24 protein-coding genes are annotated in these 25,238 nt (G+C 43.5%); 8 read left to right on the plus strand and 16 right to left on the minus strand.

Annotation, left to right across the window (positions count from 1 at the left end; translation table 11 throughout):
• Window positions 1–6: 6 nt before the first annotated feature.
• From glmM to cysS, 4 genes are all read right to left on the minus strand, one after another.
• Window positions 7–1,362, minus strand: a complete 1,356-nt coding sequence (gene glmM / locus RNZ41_RS05930) for a phosphoglucosamine mutase (protein ID WP_314026810.1) — start codon at window positions 1,360–1,362, stop codon at window positions 7–9.
• Window positions 1,363–1,561: 199 nt separating this feature from the next.
• Entirely contained in the window at window positions 1,562–3,028 is a 1,467-nt protein-coding gene (guaB, locus tag RNZ41_RS05935) for an IMP dehydrogenase (RefSeq protein WP_036597454.1), read from the minus strand.
• A gap of 219 nt (window positions 3,029–3,247) precedes the next feature.
• A complete protein-coding gene (locus RNZ41_RS05940; protein ID WP_065263589.1) occupies window positions 3,248–3,673 on the minus strand; it encodes a YqaA family protein in 426 nt (141 codons plus the stop codon).
• Between the two features lie 30 nt (window positions 3,674–3,703).
• Window positions 3,704–5,152 (minus strand): cysteine--tRNA ligase, encoded by a 1,449-nt coding sequence (cysS, locus tag RNZ41_RS05945; RefSeq protein WP_314026811.1) that lies wholly within the window; start codon window positions 5,150–5,152, stop codon window positions 3,704–3,706.
• A 107-nt stretch (window positions 5,153–5,259) separates the two neighbouring features.
• Between cysS and RNZ41_RS05950 the strand changes: the two genes are divergently transcribed.
• Genes RNZ41_RS05950 through RNZ41_RS05965 form a run of 4 tightly spaced genes read left to right on the plus strand, consistent with a single transcriptional unit; the run spans window position 5,260 to window position 8,123 of the window.
• Window positions 5,260–5,868 carry a cob(I)yrinic acid a,c-diamide adenosyltransferase gene (locus RNZ41_RS05950; protein ID WP_314026812.1) on the plus strand — a complete coding sequence of 203 codons (609 nt, stop codon included), beginning with the start codon at window positions 5,260–5,262 and terminating at the stop codon, window positions 5,866–5,868.
• 55 nt (window positions 5,869–5,923) lie between these two features.
• Window positions 5,924–6,640 (plus strand): ABC transporter ATP-binding protein, encoded by a 717-nt coding sequence (locus tag RNZ41_RS05955; protein ID WP_314026813.1) that lies wholly within the window; start codon window positions 5,924–5,926, stop codon window positions 6,638–6,640.
• Window positions 6,637–7,455 carry an ABC transporter permease gene (locus RNZ41_RS05960; RefSeq protein ID WP_314026814.1) on the plus strand — a complete coding sequence of 273 codons (819 nt, stop codon included), beginning with the start codon at window positions 6,637–6,639 and terminating at the stop codon, window positions 7,453–7,455. Before RNZ41_RS05955 ends, RNZ41_RS05960 begins: the two co-directional genes overlap by 4 nt.
• Before the next feature lie 41 nt (window positions 7,456–7,496).
• Complete coding sequence (locus tag RNZ41_RS05965; RefSeq protein WP_007116770.1) at window positions 7,497–8,123, plus strand: LysE family translocator; 627 nt, start codon at window positions 7,497–7,499, stop codon at window positions 8,121–8,123.
• A gap of 2 nt (window positions 8,124–8,125) precedes the next feature.
• Here the strand turns inward: RNZ41_RS05965 and RNZ41_RS05970 are convergent, their stop codons facing one another.
• Genes RNZ41_RS05970 through RNZ41_RS05980 form a run of 3 tightly spaced genes read right to left on the minus strand, consistent with a single transcriptional unit; the run spans window position 8,126 to window position 11,562 of the window.
• Window positions 8,126–8,854: a sulfite exporter TauE/SafE family protein gene (locus tag RNZ41_RS05970; protein WP_007116771.1), complete on the minus strand. Its 729-nt coding sequence runs from the start codon at window positions 8,852–8,854 to the stop codon at window positions 8,126–8,128.
• Window positions 8,855–8,910: 56 nt separating this feature from the next.
• Window positions 8,911–10,209, minus strand: a complete 1,299-nt coding sequence (locus RNZ41_RS05975) for an adenylosuccinate synthase (protein WP_219333226.1) — start codon at window positions 10,207–10,209, stop codon at window positions 8,911–8,913.
• Between the two features lie 57 nt (window positions 10,210–10,266).
• Window positions 10,267–11,562: an ATP phosphoribosyltransferase regulatory subunit gene (locus RNZ41_RS05980; protein WP_314026815.1), complete on the minus strand. Its 1,296-nt coding sequence runs from the start codon at window positions 11,560–11,562 to the stop codon at window positions 10,267–10,269.
• A gap of 301 nt (window positions 11,563–11,863) precedes the next feature.
• On the opposite strand from RNZ41_RS05980, the gene RNZ41_RS05985 reads away from it, so the two are divergent.
• The 3 genes from RNZ41_RS05985 to corA all read left to right on the plus strand — a co-directional run bounded on the left by RNZ41_RS05985 (window position 11,864) and on the right by corA (window position 14,551).
• Window positions 11,864–12,457 carry a glutathione S-transferase N-terminal domain-containing protein gene (locus RNZ41_RS05985; RefSeq protein ID WP_314026816.1) on the plus strand — a complete coding sequence of 198 codons (594 nt, stop codon included), beginning with the start codon at window positions 11,864–11,866 and terminating at the stop codon, window positions 12,455–12,457.
• A 44-nt stretch (window positions 12,458–12,501) separates the two neighbouring features.
• Window positions 12,502–12,885 (plus strand): DUF2237 family protein, encoded by a 384-nt coding sequence (locus RNZ41_RS05990; protein WP_065252584.1) that lies wholly within the window; start codon window positions 12,502–12,504, stop codon window positions 12,883–12,885.
• Window positions 12,886–13,390: 505 nt separating this feature from the next.
• On the plus strand, window positions 13,391–14,551 hold the full coding sequence (gene corA, locus RNZ41_RS05995) for a magnesium/cobalt transporter CorA (RefSeq protein ID WP_314027821.1): 1,161 nt from the start codon (window positions 13,391–13,393) through the stop codon (window positions 14,549–14,551).
• 106 nt (window positions 14,552–14,657) lie between these two features.
• Here the strand turns inward: corA and RNZ41_RS06000 are convergent, their stop codons facing one another.
• The 8 genes from RNZ41_RS06000 to RNZ41_RS06035 all read right to left on the minus strand — a co-directional run bounded on the left by RNZ41_RS06000 (window position 14,658) and on the right by RNZ41_RS06035 (window position 22,119).
• Window positions 14,658–15,293: a hypothetical protein gene (locus RNZ41_RS06000; RefSeq protein WP_314026817.1), complete on the minus strand. Its 636-nt coding sequence runs from the start codon at window positions 15,291–15,293 to the stop codon at window positions 14,658–14,660.
• Between the two features lie 207 nt (window positions 15,294–15,500).
• Window positions 15,501–16,433, minus strand: a complete 933-nt coding sequence (locus RNZ41_RS06005; protein WP_314026818.1) for an electron transfer flavoprotein subunit alpha/FixB family protein — start codon at window positions 16,431–16,433, stop codon at window positions 15,501–15,503.
• Window positions 16,434–16,516: 83 nt separating this feature from the next.
• On the minus strand, window positions 16,517–17,266 hold the full coding sequence (locus RNZ41_RS06010) for an electron transfer flavoprotein subunit beta/FixA family protein (RefSeq protein WP_314026819.1): 750 nt from the start codon (window positions 17,264–17,266) through the stop codon (window positions 16,517–16,519).
• Window positions 17,267–17,735: 469 nt separating this feature from the next.
• Window positions 17,736–17,948, minus strand: coding sequence for a cold-shock protein (locus RNZ41_RS06015; protein ID WP_007116781.1), 213 nt, complete (start codon window positions 17,946–17,948; stop codon window positions 17,736–17,738).
• 211 nt (window positions 17,949–18,159) lie between these two features.
• Window positions 18,160–18,699 (minus strand): hypothetical protein, encoded by a 540-nt coding sequence (locus RNZ41_RS06020; RefSeq protein ID WP_314026820.1) that lies wholly within the window; start codon window positions 18,697–18,699, stop codon window positions 18,160–18,162.
• A gap of 148 nt (window positions 18,700–18,847) precedes the next feature.
• A complete protein-coding gene (ilvC, locus tag RNZ41_RS06025; RefSeq protein ID WP_065252581.1) occupies window positions 18,848–19,864 on the minus strand; it encodes a ketol-acid reductoisomerase in 1,017 nt (338 codons plus the stop codon).
• Between the two features lie 48 nt (window positions 19,865–19,912).
• Window positions 19,913–20,404, minus strand: a complete 492-nt coding sequence (ilvN, locus tag RNZ41_RS06030) for an acetolactate synthase small subunit (protein WP_007116784.1) — start codon at window positions 20,402–20,404, stop codon at window positions 19,913–19,915.
• Complete coding sequence (locus tag RNZ41_RS06035) at window positions 20,404–22,119, minus strand: acetolactate synthase 3 large subunit (protein WP_264755048.1); 1,716 nt, start codon at window positions 22,117–22,119, stop codon at window positions 20,404–20,406. Before RNZ41_RS06035 ends, ilvN begins: the two co-directional genes overlap by 1 nt.
• Before the next feature lie 756 nt (window positions 22,120–22,875).
• Here RNZ41_RS06035 and RNZ41_RS06040 point away from each other — a divergent pair.
• The gene (locus RNZ41_RS06040) at window positions 22,876–23,352 is read left to right on the plus strand and encodes a DUF4124 domain-containing protein (RefSeq protein WP_314026821.1); all 477 of its coding nucleotides are present in this window, start codon (window positions 22,876–22,878) and stop codon (window positions 23,350–23,352) included.
• A gap of 129 nt (window positions 23,353–23,481) precedes the next feature.
• Here RNZ41_RS06040 and RNZ41_RS06045 read toward each other — a convergent pair whose 3' ends face one another.
• Window positions 23,482–25,170 (minus strand): NAD(P)H-hydrate dehydratase, encoded by a 1,689-nt coding sequence (locus tag RNZ41_RS06045; RefSeq protein WP_314026822.1) that lies wholly within the window; start codon window positions 25,168–25,170, stop codon window positions 23,482–23,484.
• Window positions 25,171–25,238 lie beyond the last annotated feature (68 nt).

Consider the following 25,238-nt stretch of genomic DNA (forward strand, 5'->3'; position numbering starts at 1 on the left):
TCAACTTTACGCCATCACTTGCCGTACTTTTTCAGCAAGTTCATTGGCTAGCATATCACACTCAATCTCATCATCGCTTTCGACCATTACCCGAATCAATGGCTCTGTACCTGATTGACGAATCAGTAAACGACCCCGTCCTGTCAATTTTTCTTCGGCATCTTTAAACGCATTTGCCAATTCTGGGAAGGTGTAGGGATCTTGTTTTTGCACCAATCTGACATTGACCAATTTTTGTGGTAGCTGCGTATAACCCTTCATCAGCTCTGATAATGATTGTTTGCTCTGTGCCATCACCGCAAGCACTTGCAAACCTGCCACAATCGCATCGCCCGTACTGGCTTTATCTAGCGTTAAAATATGACCCGATGACTCACCGCCCAGTACCCAGCCATTTTTCTCAAGTCCTTGCATGACATAGCGGTCGCCAACTTTGGCGCGCTCAAAGGCAATACCGGCTTTGTCAAACGCCAATTGCAGACCCATGTTGGTCATCAATGTGCCTACCACGCCATCGACTTGTTGCTCTGCTTGGGTGGCTAAAATATATAAAATGCCGTCACCATCAACCAACTCGCCTTTTTCATTGACCATGACGATACGGTCGCCATCGCCATCTAAGGCAATACCCACTTGGGCATCATGGTCAAGCACCGCTTGTTGCAAGTTTGCCGGATGGGTAGAGCCGACATTGTCGTTGATATTAATGCCATCGGGTTTATCGCCAATCGCAATTACGGTTGCGCCTAACTCACGTAATACACGGGGTGCGACGCTGTATCCTGCCCCATTGGCACAGTCAACGACGATTTTTAGGGCATTTAAATTTAGATTATAGGGGAAAGTGCCCTTACAAAACTCGATATAGCGACCTTTGGCATCCTCCACACGATAACTTTTGCCTAGCGCTTCTGGGGTGTCAATAACGACATTGATATCTTTGATTTCATCAATTTTTTCATTGATGGCTTGCTGAATGTCATCTGACAGTTTTTTGCCTTCATTGGAGAAAAATTTGATACCGTTGTCATAAAAAGGATTGTGGGATGCGGATATCACCACGCCCGCATCGGCGTGAAAACTTCGGGTCAAATGCGCGATGGCAGGGGTTGGAATGGTGCCTAGCATATGCACATCCACCCCTGCGGCGTTAAATCCTGCTTGCAGACAGGCTTCAATAACATAGCCAGAAAGCCGTGTATCCTTACCAATGACGACATTGGGACGATGATTTTCATTGAGGGTCGCTTGGTTGGCTAGCAGCACTTTACCCGTGGCATAGCCTAATTTGATTAAAAACTGCGGATGTATCGGAAATTCCCCAAACTTACCACGAATACCATCAGTACCAAAATAACTCATTTAATTCTCCTTTGCCGCCCGTTGTTGTTATCAAAATATAAAATTTTAGCATAGCAAAATTTCACGCATGTTGCGACATCTGTTTGTTTTTATGAGTCATGGCGCAACCTGTTACTTTAGGCGATAAAACTTTAGGCGATAAATTGGGCTATAAAAAAACTGGGTATTTAACCCAGTTTTAGCGCAATCAACGTATCACTTAGTTTACACGGTAATTGGGGGCTTCTTTGGTGATTTGTACGTCATGTACGTGAGATTCTTTCATACCTGCCGAAGTCACACGCACAAACTGTGGTTTGCTACGCATTTCTTCGATATTGGCACAGCCTGTATAACCCATTGACGAACGTAAGCCACCGGCTAATTGGTTGATGATTCCGTTCATTGGACCTTTGTAAGGGACGCGACCTTCGATACCTTCGGGTACCAATTTTTCTACCCCTTCTTTGGCGTCTTGGAAATAACGATCGGATGAGCCGTTTTGTCCTGACATCGCACCTAGCGAACCCATACCACGATAGGCTTTGTAATAGCGACCTTGGAATAGCTCAACCTCCCCTGGCGCTTCTTCGGTACCGGCAAGTAGCGAACCGACCATGATACAAGAGGCACCCGCTGCTAACGCTTTCGCCATATCGCCTGAAAAACGGATACCACCATCGGCTATCAGTGGAATGTCATTTTTTAGCGCATCAGCCACGTTGCTAATCGCTGAAATTTGCGGCACCCCGATACCTGCGATGATACGTGTGGTACAAATAGAGCCCGGACCGATACCCACTTTGACCGCATCGGCACCCGCATCACGCAACGCTAGCGCCGCATCAGCAGTGGCGATATTACCGCCAATCACTTGGATGTTTGGATAGTTCTTTTTCACCCAAGCCACGCGATCGATGACGCCTTTTGAATGACCATGTGCGGTATCTACGACAATCACATCCACATCAGCAGCGATGAGCGCTTCAACGCGGGCTTCGGTATCTGCGCCCGTACCCACTGCAGCGCCAACACGTAAGCGACCTTTGCTATCGCGGCAAGCATTTGGGTTGTTTTCAGCTTTGGTGAAATCATTGACAGTAATCAAGCCTTTTAATTGAAAATTGTCATCCACAACAATCACTTTTTCGATGCGGTGTTCGTGTAGCAAACGTTTGATATTCTCTGTCGGCTCGCCTTCTTTGACTGTCACCAATTTTTCTTTTGGGGTCATGATATTGCGAACAGGCTGGCTTAGGTTATTTTCAAAACGGATATCACGGTGGGTGACGATACCGACCACTTGATTACCTTCTACCACAGGCACACCGCTGATTTTGTTTTCTTTGGTGATGCGGAGCAGTTCGCCCACACTGGTATCAGGTGATACACTGATAGGATCCACAACGGTACCGGCTTCAAATTTCTTTACGCGTCGAACTTGCATGGCTTGTAAATCAATGTCCATGTTTTTGTGCAAAATACCCATACCGCCAAGCTGGGCAATGGTAATTGCCATTTGCGATTCAGTCACAGTATCCATCGCAGCAGATACGATGGGTAAGTTTAGCTCAATACCGCGTGTCAAACGGGTTTTTAAATCTACCATCTTAGGCAAGACTTCAGAATAAGCAGGTAGTAGCAGCACATCATCAAAGGTAAGTGCTTCATCAACGATTCGTAACATAAACACCTCGGAGCAGTTAAGCGTAGTTAAATAGTATTTAGAATTTTGTCGTGGTGAAAAATTTGACAGCCAAAAAACCGCAAAAGGCTGAACAGTTCCCTGCCCAGCCTTGTGGTTTAGTCTGTTGTCAGCTTAAATCGCAATTGACACCATCTTTTATTTAAGTTTTAAATTAACCGCCTATTTTAGATAAAAAACATGTCTATTGCAATCATTTTTCTAAATTACACCGAGATAAAGCGCATATAAGCTTACATAGCGGGCGGTCTTAGCAATCGTCACCAACAGCAAAAAGCGCCAAAACCGTTCACCGAACACACCGGCAAACAACGTAATCGGATCACCGATCATGGGTGCCCAGCTAGCAAGCAATGACCAAAACCCATATTTTTGATAGACACGCTTGGCTTTGGCAAGCTTGACAGCCGATACCGGAAACCAAGGCTTGTCATAAAAGCGGTCGATCTGACGCCCAAGCCAAAAATTGACACACGAACCCAATACATTACCAACGCTTGCCACCACCAATAGCAGCCAAGCCTTATAGTGTCCCTTGGCCAATAAGGTGACAAGCACCGCCTCTGACTGCATCGGCAACAAGGTCGCCGAGCCAAAAGCGGCAATAAACAGTAACCAATAAGCCAATTAAGCGATCACTTAAATAAAAGCTAGCGATTAAACACGGCGCCAAGTGGTACCGTTTTTACCGTCTTCGAGCTCAATCCCTTGAGACTTCAAATCATTACGAATTTGGTCAGCTTTGGCAAAGTCTTTGCCCGCTTTGGCTTGCTTGCGCGCTTCGATGAATGCTTCAATCTCGCTATCGCTTAGCCCGGTCGTTTCGCCCACTTTCGCTTGTAAAAAATCGGTTGGATTAAGCTGTAAAATATTGAGCGGTTGTGCCAAATCTTTTAGCAATGTTGCTAATGCTAGTGCTTGGGCATTGCCTTCAGCGGTTTCGAGATTGACCGCTTTGTTGATTTCACGCGCCAGACTAAATAATACGCTCACCGCCCCTGCACTGTTAAAATCATCGCACATGGCTTGATTAAAAGGGATTTCAAAGGGAGTTTTATCAATTTCGCCCGCTGGTTGGGTCAGGTTTTCTACAGATTTTAAGGCTTGATATAGACGCGTGAGGCTGGTTTGGGCTTCTTTAAGGGCGCTATCTGAGAAATTCACCGGGCTGCGATAATGACTCGATAAAATAAAGAAACGAATGGTCTCTGGGTGAAACTGCCCCATCACATCGCGAATGGTAAAGAAATTACCCAGTGATTTTGACATTTTCTCGCCGTCAACATTGATAAAGCCCACGTGCATCCAGTTGTTGGCATAGGTTTTACCGGTTGCGCCTTCAGACTGGGCAATTTCGTTCTCGTGGTGCGGAAACTGCAAATCATGTCCGCCGCCGTGGATATCGAAGGTGTCGCCCAAGCAGCAGGTACTCATTGCCGAGCATTCGATATGCCAACCTGGGCGACCCACACCCCAAGGCGACTGCCATTTGGTCTCAGATGGCTCTGTTTGTTTGGCAGATTTCCACAATACAAAGTCAAACGGATTTTTTTTGTCTGTCTCAACATTTACCCGCTCACTGGCACCCGCTTGCATATCTGCTAGGCGACGTTTTGAGAGTTTGCCATACTCAGCAAAATTTTCGACCGCATAATAGACGTCGCCCGTTGCGACTTGATAGGCTAACTTTTTGCTTTCCAGCGTTTGGATTAGATGCTGCATCTGTGGGATAAAATCCGTGGCTTTTGGCTCACTGTTAGGACGCTCACAGCCCAGATTATCAGCATCTTCGTGCATGGCTTTGATAAAGCGGTCTGTCAACTGATAGATACTTTCGCCATTGTCCTTAGCACGGTTAATAATTTTGTCATCAATATCGGTAATATTACGCACATAGTTGACATCATAGCCAATATGACGAAGCCAGCGCACGACCACATCAAAGCCGACCATAACCCGCGCATGACCGATGTGGCAATAATCATACACCGTCATCCCACAGACATACATGCCAACCTTGCCTGCTTCTAAGGGCGTGAATGGGCATTTTTGTCCACTCATCGAGTCATATATGGTAATCGGCATGGGCTGTGTCAGCTGTGTCATGGGATAGTCACCTTTGCAAGTTGGGTAAAAAAGACAATCGGTTATCATACCGAAATTTTGTTAAAAGTGCTATGATTTGGCATATTTCACACTTTAAGGTCTCTATAATGGGCAATCGATTATCAAAGATTTACACCCGAACGGGCGATGACGGCACCACTGGCATGGCGGATGGTTCACGCGTCTCCAAGGCAGACTTACGCTTTGACGCCATGGGCAAAATTGACTTATTAAACTCCCAAATCGGTTTATTGCGGGGCTATCTTAGTCAAGATAACCATACTCAAAATAGCCAAAACCAACCTAACCATGTTCAACCCAACCACGCCCAATTTGATGCTAAGCTAAGCCGCTTGCAGCACCAGCTTTTCAATCTAGGGGGTGAACTTGCTATGCCCGAATACCGCGGGATTTTGGCAGAGTATGCGACAGAGCTGGAAAATCAAATTGATGAGTGGAACACCCATTTACCACCCCTCAAAGATTTTATTTTGCCTGCAGGCACCATTGTGACTAGCCAAGTACATATCGCTCGCTGTTATTGCCGAGACGCTGAGCGCCTACTCGTGGCATTAAACTCGCGGGATGATAATGTCTCACCACTCAGTCTACAGTTTATCAATCGTCTGTCCGATTGGCTGTTTGTATTGGCGCGTGTCGTTGCTCGATTGGATGCCGGTCAAGAAGTGCTTTGGGATAAAAACACCCTGTCATAACGCTATCACTATACTTAAAACTTTGTATTTTAAAAAAACTATACTTTAAAAAGCTATGCTGCAATTTGACCAACTGTCCTACCAAATCGACCATCGAACACTTGTCAATCATGTTTCAGGTGAAATCCATGACCATGACTTTATTGTCATCACAGGACAGTCTGGCAGTGGCAAATCGTTACTGCTAAAGCTACTAGCAAGCCTATTACCTATGTCAGCAGGTCACATTACATTAAACGGCAAAAATTTGACCGACTTGACACCAGCTACTTGGCGCTCACAGGTGGCCTATATTGCGCAACTAAGTGAGATGATTGAGGGCAGCGTCTTAGATAACTTGACCCTGCCCTTTAGCTTTGCACTGTATAAAGACAAAAAACTCGATGTATCTTGGCATGAACAGCACCTAGTTAACCTTGGCAAATCACCCCAGTTTTTACAGCAAGATAGCCGCAGCTTATCGGGTGGCGAAAAACAGCTTGTCAACTTATTACGCACGCTACAGTTGCACCCGACCATTTTATTACTCGATGAGCCTACTGCTTCCCTTGATACCACTACCACCCACCAAGTCGAAACATTGATTAACCACTGGTATCAATCCACCCCCAATGCTAGCGTGGTGTGGATCAGCCATGAGCCGACCCAAATTCAGCGCTTATTGGCGATTGGCACTAGCCACTGGACGATGGCTAATGGTCAATTGAGCAATGACGAGTTAACAATCGATAGCAAAATACGCGCATCCATAGTACAAGGCAATCAGCCATGATGATATTAGCAATCACCATGCCCGCTATCTCCTACCTACAAGTGGCGCTAGCAAGTCTGGCATTATTACTGGTGATGGCAATCAGTGTTTGGTTAAAATTGGGTATCGTCAAATCCCTGCTCATTGCAAGTTTTCGCACGGTGGTTCAACTAAGCTTAATTGGACTGGTACTTGCGTGGATTTTTGCCAGAGAGCAATGGTATGAAGTGTTGGCAATTTTGACTTTTATGTCGATTATCGCTAGTATCGCTGCCAAAAATCGGGTTAAAAAGCCTTATCAAGGTTTATTTTGGGATACGGCGTTGGCGGTGTTTGTCAGTAGTTGGGTGGTAGCTATATTTGGTGGTGGGTGGGTGCTGTCAGACAACGCAGCTACATGGTTTCGTCCGCAAGTCATGATACCGTTATTGGGGCTGATTTTAGGTAATTCATTGACCGCTGTCTCACTCTCTATGAACCAACTTGTCAGCAGTTTTCATCGCGAACAAAGTATGATTAATACCTATTTGGCATTGTCCGCCACGCCTTGGGAAACCGCAAAACCCTATGTCATTGCTGCCATTCAAAATGGTATCACACCGACGATTAACAGCATGATGGTGGTGGGGTTAGTGAGCTTGCCGGGTATGATGACAGGACAAATTTTGGCAGGCGCAGACCCGCACCAAGCCGTGCTTTATCAAATTATTACCCTGTTTTTAATTGCCACCAGCAGTACATTAGGGTGTACAATAGCGACTTTGCTGATTTTTCGACGGTTTTTTAACCCGGAGTGGCAGTTTGTCATTCCACCCTCTGCCAACACTTCTCATTAACCGTTAATTGGCTATCTTTCATTTATTTACTAAAAATTCTAATGACCCTGCAAAATTTCTTATTTTTTTTAATCAGTACTTGCCTTATCTCGGCAGCGCCTGGCTCTAATATGCTATTAGCGTTCCAATTTGGTGTCAATTATGGCATCAAAAAAACCCTGTGGACGTTGGCAGGGCTGAGCATGGGTTTATTTATTTTATTGACAACGTCACTGTTAGGGCTAGGGCTTATCAGTACCAACGCGCCTGTTTTACTGACCATTATCAAAGTCGTGGGCGCGCTGTATTTAGCCTATCTTGGGATAAAATCTTGGCGCCAAGCTGACAGCGAATTGCACAGTGACCAGTTACAGGTGATACCGACCCCCGCGCAACTGTTTAAAACAGGGATTTGGGTGTCGTTGTCCAACCCCAAGGCGATTTTGTTTTTTGCCGCATTTTTCCCCAAATTTATCAACTTTTCCGCGCCTCTACTGCCGCAATACCTCATGCTCACGGTGGGTTTTTTTATGATTGAGATAACTTGGCAACTGGTTTATACCATGAGTGGCAAAAAACTGTCGGATTGGCTGCAATTTGGCAATCGCTTGATGTGGCTTAATCGCTTATGTGGCTTGATATTTATTATCATCGCCATCGCGCTTATTACTGAGATTTTTTGGCATTAGGTTCAAAAAAAATAGTGACGGGCGATATCGACAATCAATTTGAGCGCTATGAGGGTGAGTAGATACGGCAGGATTTTTTCTAGCCAGTCTAAACGGATTTTATGGCGCAGTCGGGTACCAAGCCATGAGCCTACAGTTGCCATGATGACCATCATCACTAGCAATTGCCAATAATCGGCAAACACAAATCCCATCGCCACATAAACTATCAATTTAGCGGTATGCACCACCGTCATCATCAAGGCGCCCGTAGTAACGACGACATTGTTATCATCATAGTACTTATTGAGCATGGCGATATTGAGCGGACCCGGTGTGCCAACAAACACGCCCAAGCCCGTTTGTGCAAATCCTACTAAAAAGAAACTTTCAAAACGGCGAATCACTCGGTTAAAAGTGCTTGACCAAGTTATTAGTAAGATATAAATGCCGATAAATAACGGAATAAGCTCTAAATGGATAAAGCGAACTAACACGCCAAATACCAACAGTCCCGTCAATGAGCCCGCCAAAAATTGCCAAAAATAGGTAAAGTCTAGGGCATCCCGACCAAACCAAGCGCGCGTGGCATTACTGACAAGCTGGGTCACGCCATGCACTGGCACAATCGCTGCTGCAGGCACAAAAAATGGCATCAGTCCAATGAGTATCATGCCGCCGCCCACGCCTGTGATAGCGGTTAGAGCAGAGGTTAATAAATTGGCTAAGGCGAGTAAGCTATCATTCAGCATTTTTTGCCCTAAAATAAAAAACCCGACGTCACATCGGGTTTTTTGATGAATAAGGGTTAGGCATCGTATGGGTCGCGTAGCACGATGGTTTCAGCACGGTCTGGACCTGTTGAGATAATGTCAACGGGGCACTCGATAAGCTGCTCAATGCGCTTGATATAAGCTTTGGCATTTTCAGGTAGCTTGTCATACTCTGTCACGCCCACAGTGCTCGTTTTCCAGCCTGGCAAAGTTTCATAGATAGGTTTCACGTTCTCGTAAAACTCCGCATCGCTAGAGCCGCAAACTTCACCACTTGGCAACTCATAACCCGTGCAGATATTGAGCTGATCAAGGTCATCTAACACATCAAGCTTGGTCAAGCAGATACCAGATAGTGAGTTTAGTACCACAGCACGGCGTAGAATCGCTGCATCAAACCAACCACAACGACGGGCGCGGCCCGTGGTAGCACCAAATTCTTGACCCACAGTACCGATGTGCTCACCGATATCATCAAATAGCTCAGTTGGGAAAGGACCAGCGCCCACGCGTGTGGTGTAAGCCTTGGTGATACCCAATACATAGTCAAAGTACAAGGGGCCAAGACCCGTGCCCGTCGCCACGCCGCCAGCGGTGGTATTTGAGCTGGTAACGAAGGGATAAGTGCCGTGGTCAACGTCAAGCAACGTACCTTGCGCACCTTCAAACATTAAGTTTTTGCCTTCTTTGCATAGCTTGTCAAGCTCGCCCGTCACATCAGCCACCAAGTCTTTTAGCGCATCACGCCATTCTTCTGCCAACTTTAAGGTCGCCTCAAAATCGACTGCGTCCACCCCATAATATTGGGTCAAGGCAAAGTTATGAAACTCAAGGTTGGTTTTTAGTTTATCGGCAAAGTCAGCCCGCAACAAGTCAGCAAAACGCAACGCACGGCGCGCTACTTTATCTTCGTAGGCAGGGCCGATACCACGACCGGTCGTGCCAATTTTGTTGTTGCCGCGTTTGATTTCACGGGCTTGGTCAAGCGCTACATGCTGTGGCATGATCAGGGGGCAGTTGGGCGAAATACGGAGTCGCTCACGCACAGGCACGCCTGCTTCAACCAGTGACTGCATTTCTTTTAGTAGCGCGTCTGGGGCTAGCACCACGCCATTACCGATATAGCAAGTGACGCCTTCACGTAGAATACCCGATGGAATCAAATGTAATACGGTTTTTTTACCGCCAACGACTAAAGTGTGACCGGCATTATGACCGCCTTGATAGCGCGCCACCGCACTGGCTTTTTCAGTCAATAAGTCAACGATTTTGCCTTTACCCTCATCGCCCCACTGGCTACCAAGGACAACGACGTTTTTTCCCGTATGTTTCATGATAAGTCACCTTTTATCAAAGTAATTGCTAAAAACAAGTTTACAACAGCTTAAAAATTAATTTTCTGCCAAATGCTCTAAGTACCAAACTCCATTCGCTACTTGCAAGCGATGGGTGGTTTGCTCAGGTTCATCGGTTTCATCCAGCGCAATCATCACCCGATGCCCTTCTTGGCGTAGTGAGTCAATCGCTTGTTTGAGCGCTGGCGCATCAGGATGATTGGGTACATGTAAAATAGTTTGTACATGGCTATAAGGCACCACGGTAAAAGGCTGCTCATGTACTTGGATATGATTTTGCCAACGGTTTAGCTCGCAGCTAAAGCCAACGCCCGAACGCACGGCATCAGTATTATCAACTTCATGATGAAAATGATTGCTAAAACGACCACCACGAATCAGCGGCAATGACTCATCTGCCACGTACACGTTAAAGACAACGCCTGTATGATAGTGATATCCTAATCCTGTGACATCGACACTGACATTGGTATCCCAGTGCTCTTCAAGATAGCTCACCAAATAAGTCAAATCAGACAAGGCTTTGGCAATGATAGCATCGTGTTTGGCTTGAGTTGAGAGCCGTTCGCTCAGTTTTTGCAAGTCATTACCTGCCTCGCCAAGCACATAAAAATCGTTGGCAAGTTCGCCAAACTGGCTCATTTTGCTGGTCAAAAGTTTCAGCTCGGGTAACGCTTTATTAGCATAGAGCTCAATTAGTTTTTCTTGCAGATGCGTAGGTACACCGGCAAGCTGGCAAAGCTGCTGAAAAATCGCCACATGACCAATATCAATATGCGAGCGTGCAATCATATCCGTGCTATCTAACAAGGTAAATAGCACATCTAATAGCTCCACTTCACTGGCTAGTGAATCGGTACCAAAAATCTCAGCGCCCAACTGTAGCGGGGTACGCGAACCAAATAAGCCTTTTGGCATGGTATAGATTACATGCCCTGCATAACAATAGCGGGAAATTGATTTTGATGGGTTACTAGTGTCTTGATTATTGTGTAGACGCGCATCAATCCGCGCAATTTGTGGGGTGATATCTGCGCGTACCCCCATGAGCCGACCGGTTAGCTGATCAATGATTTTAAAAGTTTGTAATTTAACATCTTCAGACGCATAGCCGAGCAAGCTTTCGGTATATTCAATCATAGGCGGGCTAATAAATTCATAGCCATGGCTGATTAAAATACGGGTCAATTGATAACGCAAGGTTTCTTGCTTTACCGCTTCGGTTGATAGTAAATCGACAACCCCGTCGGGTAATAGCCAAGTATTTTTTGTATTAAGATAAAAAGCAGACTGATTTGCCACACTTGTGGAATTTGATGCTAAATTTGACACAATAAATCCTAAGGATGATTAAATGATATATCACTAGACATGACAACAAGCGGCCATATGAAAACATAGACCATGAATTACCATGTAAAATCATAGAATAATCGATGAGAAGGGCACTTACAAAAATAAAATGCTAAGAATAAAATAAGGGCACTTTTCCTTTTCATTGTATCATAGCTTCACTGGGCTTAGGCATTTTTTTATTGCCCAATTTTTTATGCTAAACTCCTATAGAATTTTTTGAAACTTATTTACTAAAACTTACACCCATGTAACCAGTATAGGGAAATCCAATTCACCCATGAAACTCTTTGTCTCAACCACCTCCCCTTTTGCCCGTCTAGTGATGGTCGCCTGTTTACGCCAGCAAATCGATGCCGAGCTGATATTTGTCATGCCTTGGGAAAACCCACAAGAATTATTAGCGGTCAACCCTTTTAGCCAAGTCCCTGCGCTGCTCACCGATAATCAATTACTCATTACAGAAAGCAGTGTGATTTTGGCACACCTGATGCCGCAAATTTTTGCTGATGAAAAATCTGCTGCTTTAATAAGCCTGAGTTTAGGCATTATCAATCAAACTGTTCGTGCCTTTGCCACCGAGCGCTTTCAGCCATCAATTGCTACCCCACATCCATTTATTGAGCGCTCGACCAGTCTATTGTCTAATTTACTGCCCAATGCACCACAGCTCGATGCACAAAGCGATGCGCTCGGCCAAATCTTTTTTGGCATTGCCTTAGGGTATTTAAAATTACGTTTGGCTGCGGTGTTTGACAAGGCAGTAAGTGAGGCAAACAAAGATGCACTTGAGCAATTTTATCCGCGAGATTTTATGCAAAAAACTCAGAGCACTGCTTTAGAAAAACTACCAACATCTATCTCTCAACTTTAGCCAATCCTCCATCTAAACCAATTAAAACCTTAAAAGAGCTCACTATGTCCTATCATCCAAAAGCTGAATTAAATCAAACCAATGTACTGGGTACCGCATTAGCGAGTTGCTGTTTTGACCCGTTAACAGGTTATTATCGAAATGGTTTTTGTCATACCGGCGCTGGTGACGTCGGCTTACACACGGTTTGCGCCAAAATGACCCGAGAATTCTTAGAATTTTCTGTTGCCAAGGGCAATGATTTGGTGACGCCTTTACCCGAATTTGGTTTTCCAGGACTGCAGCCCAATGATTTTTGGTGCGTGTGTGCTCTGCGCTGGGTGGAAGCATTGGATGCAGGGGTTGCGCCGCCGCTAAAGCTTGCCGCATGTCATGAGAGTCTCTTAGAGTTAGTGGATATAGAGACACTGCAGCAGTACGCTATTTAACGCGATAGTGAAAAAATGACAGTTGCTAAGTCCATGGTTAACTAGATTCAACTAGGTTTTAGCGGTCTGTCACGTATAATTATCTTGAGATTGTCATTTTTCACTGTTATCATTATCAATCTAATTTTAGCGGTACGATTGCATTGTCAATGCATGACTTCTTTTTTATTCGTTTAAAAATCACTGAGAATTACAAAATAGCAAGAACAAACAGGCAAAGTGGCTTACTTTGATGTTTACTTGCTGTTTTGTGGTTGCTACCTTTTAGTACTTTGATAACGACTGGACACATTTATTCGATCTGATACAACTCTTTCAAATCGTGATAGCGAGGTTTTTGGTTATGACGCCACCCCACCAAAACAAAAATTTATCTGAACGCAGCGACGATTTATTAGAGCACCCCACTCAGACGACCCAGCACGTCACTCTGCCGTTAGCCTCAACACTTAATCCGCCACATGATATGTCGTCGGATTCTTTTACCCTTGCCAACGCTGATGTCATGTATGATGAAATCGCTGATGAAGAACTCGATTTGCACGGTGATGATAGTTATATCTATGGCGAAGATTATGACGATGACGGCACTGTCGAAGTCTATGCACCTACCGATGTACCACCCCCTGAGTACAACCCTGAAGCTGAAATCACCGAAGATCGCTTTAAAGGGAAAAATGAGATTGCCAACTGCTTTGCCTACTCTCGTAAATCTGGGGAAAAAATCGGCGAGATTGAGCTTGATGATGTGCGCCGCGAACTATCCAACAACAACGTATTTGTTTGGGTAGGACTACACGACCCAAGTATCGAAACCATTCGAGAAGTCCAAGAGGCATTTGACTTGCACGAACTTGCCATTGAAGATGCTTTCGCTGAACATCAACGCGCCAAAGTTGAAAGCTATGGTAATGATAGCGTGTTCGTGGTGGTACGAACCGCCAAATTGACCGAAAACACCATTCGTTATGGCACTACGGCTATCTTTATGGGCAAGCAATATATCATCACTATTCGTCAAGGTGCCTCTCATAGCTACCAAAGTGTGCGAGATTTTTGCCATCGCCGACCAGAAAAATTGCGCCTTGGACCCATCTTTGTGCTGCATGCCATCCTAGACTTTATCGTCGATAACTATTTACCTATCACTGAAAAATTAGGGCGTTATTTGCGTGAGCAAGAACGGGAAATTTTCTCTGAAAACTTTAACAAGCACACACTACGCAATTTGTATGAATTAAAATCACAGCTCGTACATATGCGTGCTGTCATCTTACCCGTACAAGATATCTGTAATTTTTTTATCAATCATAAAAAGACTGATTTGATTCCAAGTTTCCCTAGCCAAGCCAAACCGTATTTTCGCGACGTCAATGACCATCTACTGCGTGCGCTCGATGCGGTCAATGGACTCAACGAAATGCTCAGTGTTGCTATGGATACTTACATGGCCGTGGTGAATATGGGTCAGAATGAGGTGGTACGAAAACTTGCCGCTTGGGCAGGTATCCTCGCGGTTCCGACTGCCGTCGCAGGGATCTATGGGATGAACTTTGACAATATGCCTGAACTAAAAATGCATTATGCCTACTATATTTTGTTGGCATTTATTTTGACCATTTGTTTCACGCTTTACTATCGATTTAAAAAGGCAGGTTGGTTATAAATTTACCGATAGACTTTAATCATAGACTCTAACCATAAAAGCTTAACACGATCATCTGTTAAGCTTTTTTTATTGCGCTATTAATTTGTCAATGCAAAACAATTGTCTACACAACAATTAAATTAAATAACTCATCAATTTCTTCTTTCAAATGGTACATTTCGGTGTCATTCCATTTTTTGGATAAATGGCTGATGGGCAAAATCACACAGTGTAAATCGCGATAAGTAATGGCGTTAAATGTATTTCTCACAAGAGTTTTATTGGCTTCTCGCTCAAAATATTTAATGACATCCATATTTTGGGTAATGATTAAAACAGGTTTGAGAATACCATATAGCCAATCAAATACATGGGTGTGTTTATGCTGAGGGCTTAGTAAAGTCTTCTTAGGGGTGATGACACTATAAAGGTAGGTTTCAATCACCGGATGATTTGAGATTTCATCAATCAAATTTTGCTGAAATATATGGTTGCGATTCCACTGTAAATCATCATTGTAGCTCGCGATGTCATAATGCTCAGCAAACGATTCACGGTCAAATCCCATGTCATCATCCCAAATATCGGCATCAAACACGTCTAAATTAACTTCGCGCGCTGGATTGTAGCCGACCATCATAATCTTGCAATTAAGGGGCGACCCTGAACAGATAAAGGGACGCACTTTCACATTGTCTAGTTGCTGCTCGCTAAGCCGCTGCTGCATCTCTATACGGAATTTTTTTAAATCCATTTTCACAATTTATTCCCAAAAAATTTACTACCAATAAAATCCCATAATTTTTATTATATTACCTAGTCGCTATACAACAATCAATATACTTTTAGCGATAATTAAGTCAGTGATTAGTCAATAAATAGCAAATAAAAAAACCTCAAAAAGTATGAGGTTTTTTTATATTTATCGCCTATATATTTATCGCTTGGTAGCTTATGATAGCGGCAATTACAATTTGCTAGTTAGTTCTGGCAAGATTGTAAAAATATCACCTTCTAGGAAATAATCAGCCACTTGAGAGATAGGCGCTTCTGGGTCATTGTTGATAGCAACAATAACTTTTGAATCTTTCATACCAGCCAAATGCTGAATGGCACCTGAAATACCTGCGGCGATATATAGGTTTGGCGCGACAATTTTACCCGTTTGACCCACTTGTAGGTCGTTTGGCACATAACCTGCGTCAACTGCGGCACGTGATGCACCCATCGCAGCGCCTAGCTTATCAGCGAGTGGCTCAATATATTTGGTGAAGTTTTCACCGCTGGCTAATGCACGACCACCTGATACAACAATTTCTGCAGCCGTTAATTCTGGACGATCAGATTTTGCCAGTTCTTCACCGACAAATTTTGATTTGCCCGCATCTTCGCCTGCGCTTACTTGTTCTATGCTAGCTGCGCCACCTTCTGCTGCCGCTGCATCAAATGCGGTGGTACGAACTGTGATAACTTTTTTGCTTTCAGTATCTTTAACAGTTGCAATAGCATTGCCTGCGTAGATTGGACGCTCAAATGTCTCTGCATCAATCACAGCGGTCACATCAGTTAGCATATTGACGTCTAACAAAGCAGCAACGCGTGGTAAGAAGTTTTTACCTGTTGTTGTCGCTGGTACAACGATATGGCTATAATCACCTGCCAGCGATACGACGAGTTTAGTGACGTTTTCAGCCAGTTGATGTTCAAAAGCAGCGTTACTTGCGCAAAGCACCTTTGAAACACCCGCTACTTTAGCGGCTTGTTCTGCCACGGCTTCACAGCCAAGACCTGCAACTAACACAACGATATCGCCACCGATTTTGCTTGCTGCCGTTACGGTGTTGAGTGTTGCTTTTTTCAGCTCTTTATTATCATGTTCTGCATATACTAAAATTGCCATGAGATTTTCCTTAATATTTGATAATCGCTATCGTTAAATGACGAATTAAATTGAAGGTAGTTAAATGATTAGATAACTAATAATTAGATAACTTTAGCTTCGTTTCTTAATTTATCGACTAACTCGTCAACCGATTTAACTTTAACACCCGCTTTACGCTCTGAAGGTGGCGTCACTTTTACGATTTGAATGTTACTAGCGGTAGAAACACCATAATCTTCTGGTTTTTTCTCTTCTAATGGTTTTTTCTTCGCTTTCATGATGTTAGGCAGTTTGGCATAACGTGGTTCATTTAACCGTAAATCAGTGGTGATGACCGCGGGTAAAGATAACTGAACGGTTTGTAAGCCACCATCGATTTCACGTGTTACGTTGACACTGCCACCGTCGACTTTTACTTGTGATGCAAAGGTTGCTTGACCTACATCTAGTAATGCCGCTAGCATTTGACCTGTTTGGTTGTTGTCATCATCAATCGCTTGTTTGCCTAGTAAAATGATGTCAGCAGCTTCAGCTTGTGCAATCGCTTTTAAAATTTTTGCGACTTGTAGTGGACGCACAGTGTCAGTAGTTTCAACTAAAATACCACGATCTGCACCCAGTGCCATTGCGCCACGGATTTGTTCTTGTGCTTCTTTTGGACCGATAGATACAACAACAATTTCAGAGACCACGCCCGCTTCTTGTAGGCGTACAGCTTCTTCCACAGCAATCTCATCAAATGGGTTTACAGACATTTTAACATTGGTTAGGTCAACACCAGTGTTGTCCGCTTTTACACGAACTTTTACGTTATAGTCAACTACACGTTTAACAGCAACTAATGCTTTCATACGTTCCTCGTTTGTTATATGAATTAAAAAAGGAGGATAAATCCAAGTATCCCCAGTCATGATAAAATGAACATCCTATTCTTGTTAACTTAAACTAGCTTGGTGAGCTAACTTAGCAAGCTAAAAAGAATAGTTATACTGTGAATACTCACAATACCCATTATCTTCGTTAATAATATATGTTGCGATAACTTACCCAACAAATCAAGAAAATCCTATGAATTTTAAGTCATAAAAAAATGGTTGGAAAACATCAAAAATTCTTGAATTTTTCGAATATATCATAACTAAAATAATTAGGGAAATTTTTTAACTAAATATTCAACATACAATGTCTCGTGTTTGATATGAATATGGAACACAAAACAAACGCGCAAAAAAAAACAACCTATCGTCTGGTTGTTTTTCTTTATTGCAAGCTAATTAAGATAAGCAGTTAATAAACAAACAATTAAGCTTGTAGTTATTATTATTGTGCTTCGATTTGTTCGGCTTGTGGGCCTTTTTGACCTTGGCTCAATACGAAGCTCACACGTTGACCTTCTTTAAGTGTTTTAAAACCTGAACCTTGGATTGCACTGTAATGAGCAAAAACGTCTTGACCGCCATTGTCTTGAGCGATGAAGCCGAAACCTTTGCTCTCATTGAACCATTTTACAGTACCAGTAGCTTTATCTGACATAAAAAATCCTACATTAAAAATTAACTATGTTATCTATAACGCTTGCAATTACTTAGGTAAATACAGGGTGTTATAAATTGTCATCGCCAAAAGTTTGTTAAGTGTATTTTAGCGAATAATGACAGTATAGCCTAGTTTTAGCGTTTCACCTACTATTTTTTGATTTTTTTACCACAAAGTTACAATTAAAAAGGGATTTCAATTGACTTTATTAAGCTACATTAAAGGCGATAACACCGTTCATCAACATATTGATAAATATCGCAATGCTGGTCACCGTAATCACCAGTGAAAATGATAGGCTATAGTCCATATATTTGATGGGCATACTCATGTCATCGACATCTTTAATATCGCCCGCCTGGTCTTTGAGTAGATAAAATCCGTAAATCCAACCAAATATGCTATACAAAATATAGGCAAATGGCACGACTTTGGCAATGCTACTAAATGCGCCATAATATACGGCAACCACAGATACCATGAGCCACACAGTTTCTAATATGGAGCTCACACTAAATAACGTCGATTGCGGCAGTTTTCCTAAGTTTTTCTTCAAAACTACGGATTCATAGGCAATCAGTAGGGCGACAATTAACGTACCCACCAGATAAATTGCTTGCCAATTTATTGTATAGCTATCCCCGATGAGGTAATTCAAAGGATTTGCCAATGCAGGCAAAGCACTCATACCGCTAAAAGTGTGTAAAAAAGTTGCAGTCGACAACTGCCAAACAGACGCTATATTCAAAACAAATCTCATAAAATTTATATCGATACCCATTATTTTATACTAAAAAACCCTGTCTATGTAACTTTACACAGCGCAGGGTTATTGTCATTTTATTAGTTTTACCAATTGGGTATGATGCCATTGGTAAAACCAACTGAGTGCAAAACTAGTTTTTCTCTTTGTCGATGATCTTACTTGAGGTGATCCAAGGCATCATACCGCGAAGTTTGGCACCTGTTTTTTCGATTTCGTGCTCAGCGGTTTGACGACGGCGCGCTGTCATTGATGGGTAATTTGACATACCTTCAGCGATAAACATTTTTGCATATTCGCCTGATTGGATACGTTTTAGGGCATTACGCATTGCTTCACGTGATTGGTCATTAATAACTTCTAAACCTGTCACGTATTCACCATATTCTGCGTTGTTACTGATTGAGTAGTTCATATCAGCAATACCGCCTTGGTACATCAAGTCTACAATCAATTTTAATTCGTGTAGACATTCAAAGTACGCCATTTCTGGGGCATAACCTGCTTCAACCAAGGTTTCAAAGCCCATTTTGACCAGTTCAACCGCACCACCACACAGTACCGCTTGCTCACCAAATAGGTCCGTTTCAGTTTCGTCTTTGAACGTTGTTTCGATGATGCCTGAACGACCACCGCCGACGCCCATCGCGTAAGACAATGCGACTTGTTTGGCTTGACCAGAGGCATCTTGGTAAACGGCGATTAAGTCAGGAATACCGCCGCCTGTGGCAAATTCGTTACGCACGGTATGACCCGGTGCTTTTGGCGCAATCATGATGACGTCTAGGTCTTTGCGTGGTACCACTTGGTTGTAATGGATTGAGAAACCATGGGCAAATGCAAGCGTGGCACCTTGTTTGATGTTTGGCTCAATCACGTCATTGTATAATTGTTTTTGGAATTCGTCAGGGGTCAAAATCATGACTAGGTCGGCTTGCTTGACTGCTTCTTCTACTTCAGCCACTTTTAGACCGGCATTTTCTGCTTTTTTCCAAGATGATGAATCTTTACGAAGACCTACGGTGACATCAACACCGCTGTCTTTTAGGTTTAATGCGTGCGCGTGACCTTGTGAGCCATAGCCGATAATCGCAACTTTTTTGCCTTGGATGATTGATAGATCACAATCTTTATCATAAAAAATGTTCATAACTATTTCCTTGTGTAAAAAACAACTACTATTAAAAGGTTGGTAAATTTAGACGCTGAGGATTTTTTCACCCCGAGCGATACCAATAACACCAGAACGTACTACCTCTAAAATGCGTTCACGTCCCATCAATTCGATAAAGCCGTCCAATTTTGCGGTGTCACCGACAATTTGAATGGTATAGACATTGGGCGTGATATCAACAATACTTGCACGGAAGATATCCGCACAGCGCTTCACTTCTTCACGGTTGCTACCCGTGGCACGCACTTTGATCAGCATGAGTTCGCGCTCAATATGTACACTATCGGTCAGCGTGGTTACTTTAACGATTTCAATCAGCTTGTGCAACTGTTTGGTCACTTGCTCAATCTTATTTTGATCGGTATCTGTGGTCAAAGTCAAACGCGATAAAGTTGGGTCATCAGTTGGGGCAACGTTCAGTGTCTCGATGTTGTAGCCACGTTGTGAAAACAAGCCAACCACCCGAGACAGTGACCCTGATTCATTTTCCATTAAGACAGAAATTAAATGTTTCATTAGGTACGCTCCCCTTTGGCTAACCACATATCACGCATTGACTGACCCGCTAATTGCATTGGATAAACATGCTCATTTTTATCGACGAGTACATCGATAAATACCAATCGATCTTTGAGTGATAAAGCATAAGCAAGTTGTTCATCAAGTTTGGCTGGGTCGGTGATTTGGATACCGACATGACCGTAAGCTTCTGCAAGTTTGACAAAATCTGGCAATGAATCCATATAAGAGTGCGAATGACGACCTTCATAAATCATGTCTTGCCATTGTTTGACCATACCCAACTGGGCGTTGTTAAGATTTAAAATCTTTACGGGCAAGTTATATTGTAGGCAAGTTGATAGCTCTTGGATATTCATCTGAATTGAGCCTTCACCGGTGATACATACCACATCACGCTCTGGGTTAGCAAGTTTGGCTGCCATTGCATAAGGCAACCCTACCCCCATAGTGCCTAAACCCCCTGAGTTTAACCATTGACGGGGCTCATCGTATTTATAGTATAGGGCGGCAAACATTTGGTGCTGACCCACATCAGATGTGATGATAGCTTTACCATGGGTTAACTCATATAAGCGCTCAACAACGTGCTGTGGTTTCATGCCATTGCTGTCGTCTTTGTCATAGCGTAGACCATGACGTTTACGCCATTCATTGATTTGCGCCCACCAATCATTTAGCGCGGCTTGGTCAAGCTGTGCGTTATTTTCTGTTAATACGGCGAGCATATCACTTAGCACATTTTTTACATCACCGACGATCGGGATGTGTGCATTGATGGTTTTTGAGATTGATGCAGGGTCGATATCAATATGGATAATTTTAGCGTTTGGACAGAATTTTTGCGTATTGTTGGTCACACGGTCATCAAAACGCGCACCCACGGCCAAAATTACATCTGAATTGTGCATGGTCATATTGGCTTCATACGTCCCATGCATCCCAAGCATACCTAAAAACTGTTTATCCGATCCTGGATAAGCGCCCAAACCCATTAAAGTATTAGTCACCGGTAAATTAAGTAAACGGGCTAATGCGGTTAATTCTGCACTTGCGTTTGACGCAATCACGCCACCCCCTGAATATAATACAGGGCGTTTGGCAGCAATTAAGGTTTCGATGGCTTTACGAATTTGTCCTGAATGACCGCGAACCGATGGTTGGTAAGAACGCATACTGACCGACTCAGGGAAATGGTAAGGGAATTTTTCGTTAGGCGCGGTTTTGTCTTTGGGTACATCAATCACCACAGGACCTGGGCGACCAGAGCTTGCGATATAAAACGCTTTACGCACGATTTCTGGGATTTCGCTGGCATGACGTACTTGAAAACTGTGTTTGACGACAGGACGTGACACACCAATCATATCAGTTTCTTGGAACGCATCATCACCGATGAGGCTTGAAGGCACCTGACCTGAGATGACAACCATCGGAATGGAATCCATAAACGCGGTAGCGATGGCGGTAACCGTATTGGTGGCGCCTGGACCTGATGTCGCCAATACCACCCCAGTTTGACCTGTCACACGGGAATAAGCATCTGCCATATGACCCGCTGCTTGTTCGTGACGCACGAGGATGTGCTCAATGCTATCTTGTTTGAACAAAGCATCATAAATATGCAACACGGCGCCGCCTGGATAGCCAAAAATGTATTCAACACCTTCGTCAATTAGCGCTTGCACCAGCATTTCTGCACCAGACATCATGACAGGTTCACCTGCTGAGGCTTTGGCGGTTTTTTTGTCAAAATTGGGTGCAGCGTGAGCCGTTTGGTTTTCTCCCGTCATATTGGGAGCTTGGGTAGTTTGAGTCACTGTCATCACCTTTTATGGTCGTCTTCAAAAATGATACTGGGAAGCTGTTTTAGATAAACATTGCTAAATGATTAGCAAGAATCTTCAACACTGCCATAAGGTAACAGTGAACAAATCAGACGAGGGCAAAAAGCATGATAACCAAAAAAGAAAGCATCACGAAAATGACGTAATGTATAAATTGATGGCTACTTTTTGTCTTTGTTGACCGATAAGTCAGGGTTGTTAGATTCTTTTGTTTAGATTCATAAACAACAACAACGGTAAAAAATACTCTCATCCAATTGTAGAGCCTAATCAGCGGATAGCGCCAATTAGCTTAGATTTTACCAATTAGTAACCAACGATAATTGTTACTAACGACCAGTAGAGGACTTATGATGTGAGTTTTTTTAACACTTGTCAATAAAAAAAAGCTACTAGAATTTATAACTTTTAGTTATAGGTAAATGAATCGTTTGAGGCTTGGTTTTAAGGATTGGTTTTAAGGCTTGATAAACTTTAAAATCTCAGACTGGTTGAGCCAGTCGTTTTTAGAAAATTACCTTTAGGAAATTAAACGATTATCTTGTCGAAATTTACTGCTAAAAGCTATCAAGCTGTGATAGGCTATCGCATAACTTTCTCGTTTCTTGCACAGGAAAAACAATGTTAAAGCCACTGTTTTTGTTATCACTCATGTTATCACCATTCATTATGGCGAATTCAAATGCAGCCACTTACTACAAGTGGACTGACAAAAATGGTGTACCGCATTATAGCCAATATGCGCCGACTAATGGTGTTAATTTGCGACAAGTGCAAGTGGTTAATACCCGTGAACTTGGACCTAGTAGTCGTTCACCTGCAACCGCTGGCAATAGCACAGGTGCTGCTTCAGGTGTATCACCAACGCTGACCGCCGATCAAAAACGTGCTGCTGAACTTGAAGCACAAAATCAGCAACTCAAAAAGCAGCAAGATGCGGAGCGCTGTAAAGCCTTACAAAACACCCTTGCCAACTTAAACCAAGGCGGGCGCGTCTATGAGATGGATAATAAAGGTGAACGTAAATATTTAGATGGTCGTGAAATTGAGCTACGCCGTCAGCAAGTCGCGCAGACAGTGAGCCAATACTGTAAATAATTTTGCATGCTATATAACTTTAGCGTTCAATCAAAGGTTAAAGGCGTGTAAAGATTAAAGATATATAAAGGTTAAAGGTGAGTGAATTCTCACCTTTTTTCTATTGAACCTTCTTAGCCTGCCGTGATTTTAATCTTGCGTGATTTGATGGATGATGTCACCGATTGCCGATGCCATGTGATTGGCTTGCAACGCATATTCACCCATTTTTTCTGCTAACGTATCACCCGCTTTGGCATGTATGAGCACGGCGGTTAGCATGGGTGCGGCAATTGCTTGCCCCAATAAGCCCGCCATCAGACCTGCCAAGCAGTCGCCCATGCCAGCCGTTGCCATACCGGCATTACCCAAGCCGCAAATATCAATGCTGTCACGCTCAAGACTGTCACCTTCAAGCACAATTGTTTGCGCCCCTTTGATAAGCCAATTGCCCCCATATTGGTGAGCTAATGCCCGAATCGCGCTGATTTTGTCTCGATCGATGTCGGCATAAGGTTGATTGAGCAAACGTCCTGCTTCCGCTGAATGCGGCGTTAGATAAAACCGTTGGTTTGACTGCCCCAATCGTGGTTGAATGGGCGCAGTTAAACCGTCACTCGTGCCTACCCAATCTGCCAAATGGTATAAACCATCAGCGTCAATGACACATAGCTTCTGTGATTGTTTGATGGCGGTAAGATACTGGTTAAATAAATCAAGCGTTGCTTCATCCCTACCCAGACCCATGCCGATGGCAACCACATCTACCGCGTTAATCAGCTCGATGATGCTAGCGATATTATGTAAATCCGCGGTCATGGCATTGGGCAAAGCGGTGACAATGGCTGAATGAAAATCACCATGACAGGCAACGGTGACTTTGCCTGCACCACTGCTCAATGCTGCACTGGCGGCCAATATCGCCGCCCCTGCCATGCCATGCCCATCCTGTAACCGATTGCCACCGATGATGAGTACATGACCATACGTACCTTTATGGCTCACCTGCTGACGTTGTGGCAAGTTAGGTAGCGTGCAATGCAACAAGATGCCTGATTGCTCAATAGGGAGCAAAGGCACATCGATAACGCTGCCAACATAATCTTTACTATCCCCCATATGCAGTCCGACTTTTCGCCCAATTAAACAAAGTGTCTTGTCTGCTTTAATCGCAGTGTCATCGTATACTTCGCCCGTAGCGGCATTAAGTCCGCTGGGTACATCGATGCTGATGACTTGACAAGAGTCACTTTGCTTGCGGTATTGATTAATCCAATGGATGATTGTCTGATAATCACCACTAGGCTTGCCATCGAGCCCAATCCCCAATAACCCATCAATCACCACATCATAATGATAGCTTAAACCAAGCTCATAAAATGGCTGTAAAAATGCTGTCAACGTCAGATATTTTGCCGCATTTGCACAGTTTGACAGGTACATGTGCTTTGCTGTTTGGCTGTCGAGGGTGCTAGGCGCTGCGACTTGTACTACGGTAATTGACCAATGTGGGCAAAGCTGGTGAACATAATGCGCCACCAACCAAGCATCGCCGCCATTATTACCCGCGCCTGCCACTACCAATACCGATTTTTGAGAGTGACTGCTTTTTTGAAGGTGACTGCTTTTTTGAGGGGGACTGCCTTTTTGATTGCTACTTTCCTGCTTGATGATGTGTGCAAGTTGCCATGCCGCTTGTTGCATTAAGGCAAAACTGTCATTTTTGCTAAACCAGCTTTTTTCAAGGTCATAAATTTGTTTGGGGCTATATAAGGCAATGGCGTTTTGCATCACCGTATTTTTATCCGGCTGTGCATTACTCTGTGCATTACTTTGCATAAGATGTTCCAATGATGTGGTAGGTGTTTATTTTGCTATAATAGCATTTTAATTTTACCTGGTTGTTG

It is taken from the genome of Moraxella sp. DOX410 (assembly GCF_032248735.1).
Taxonomy (GTDB): Bacteria; Pseudomonadota; Gammaproteobacteria; order Pseudomonadales; family Moraxellaceae; genus Faucicola; species Faucicola tetraodonis.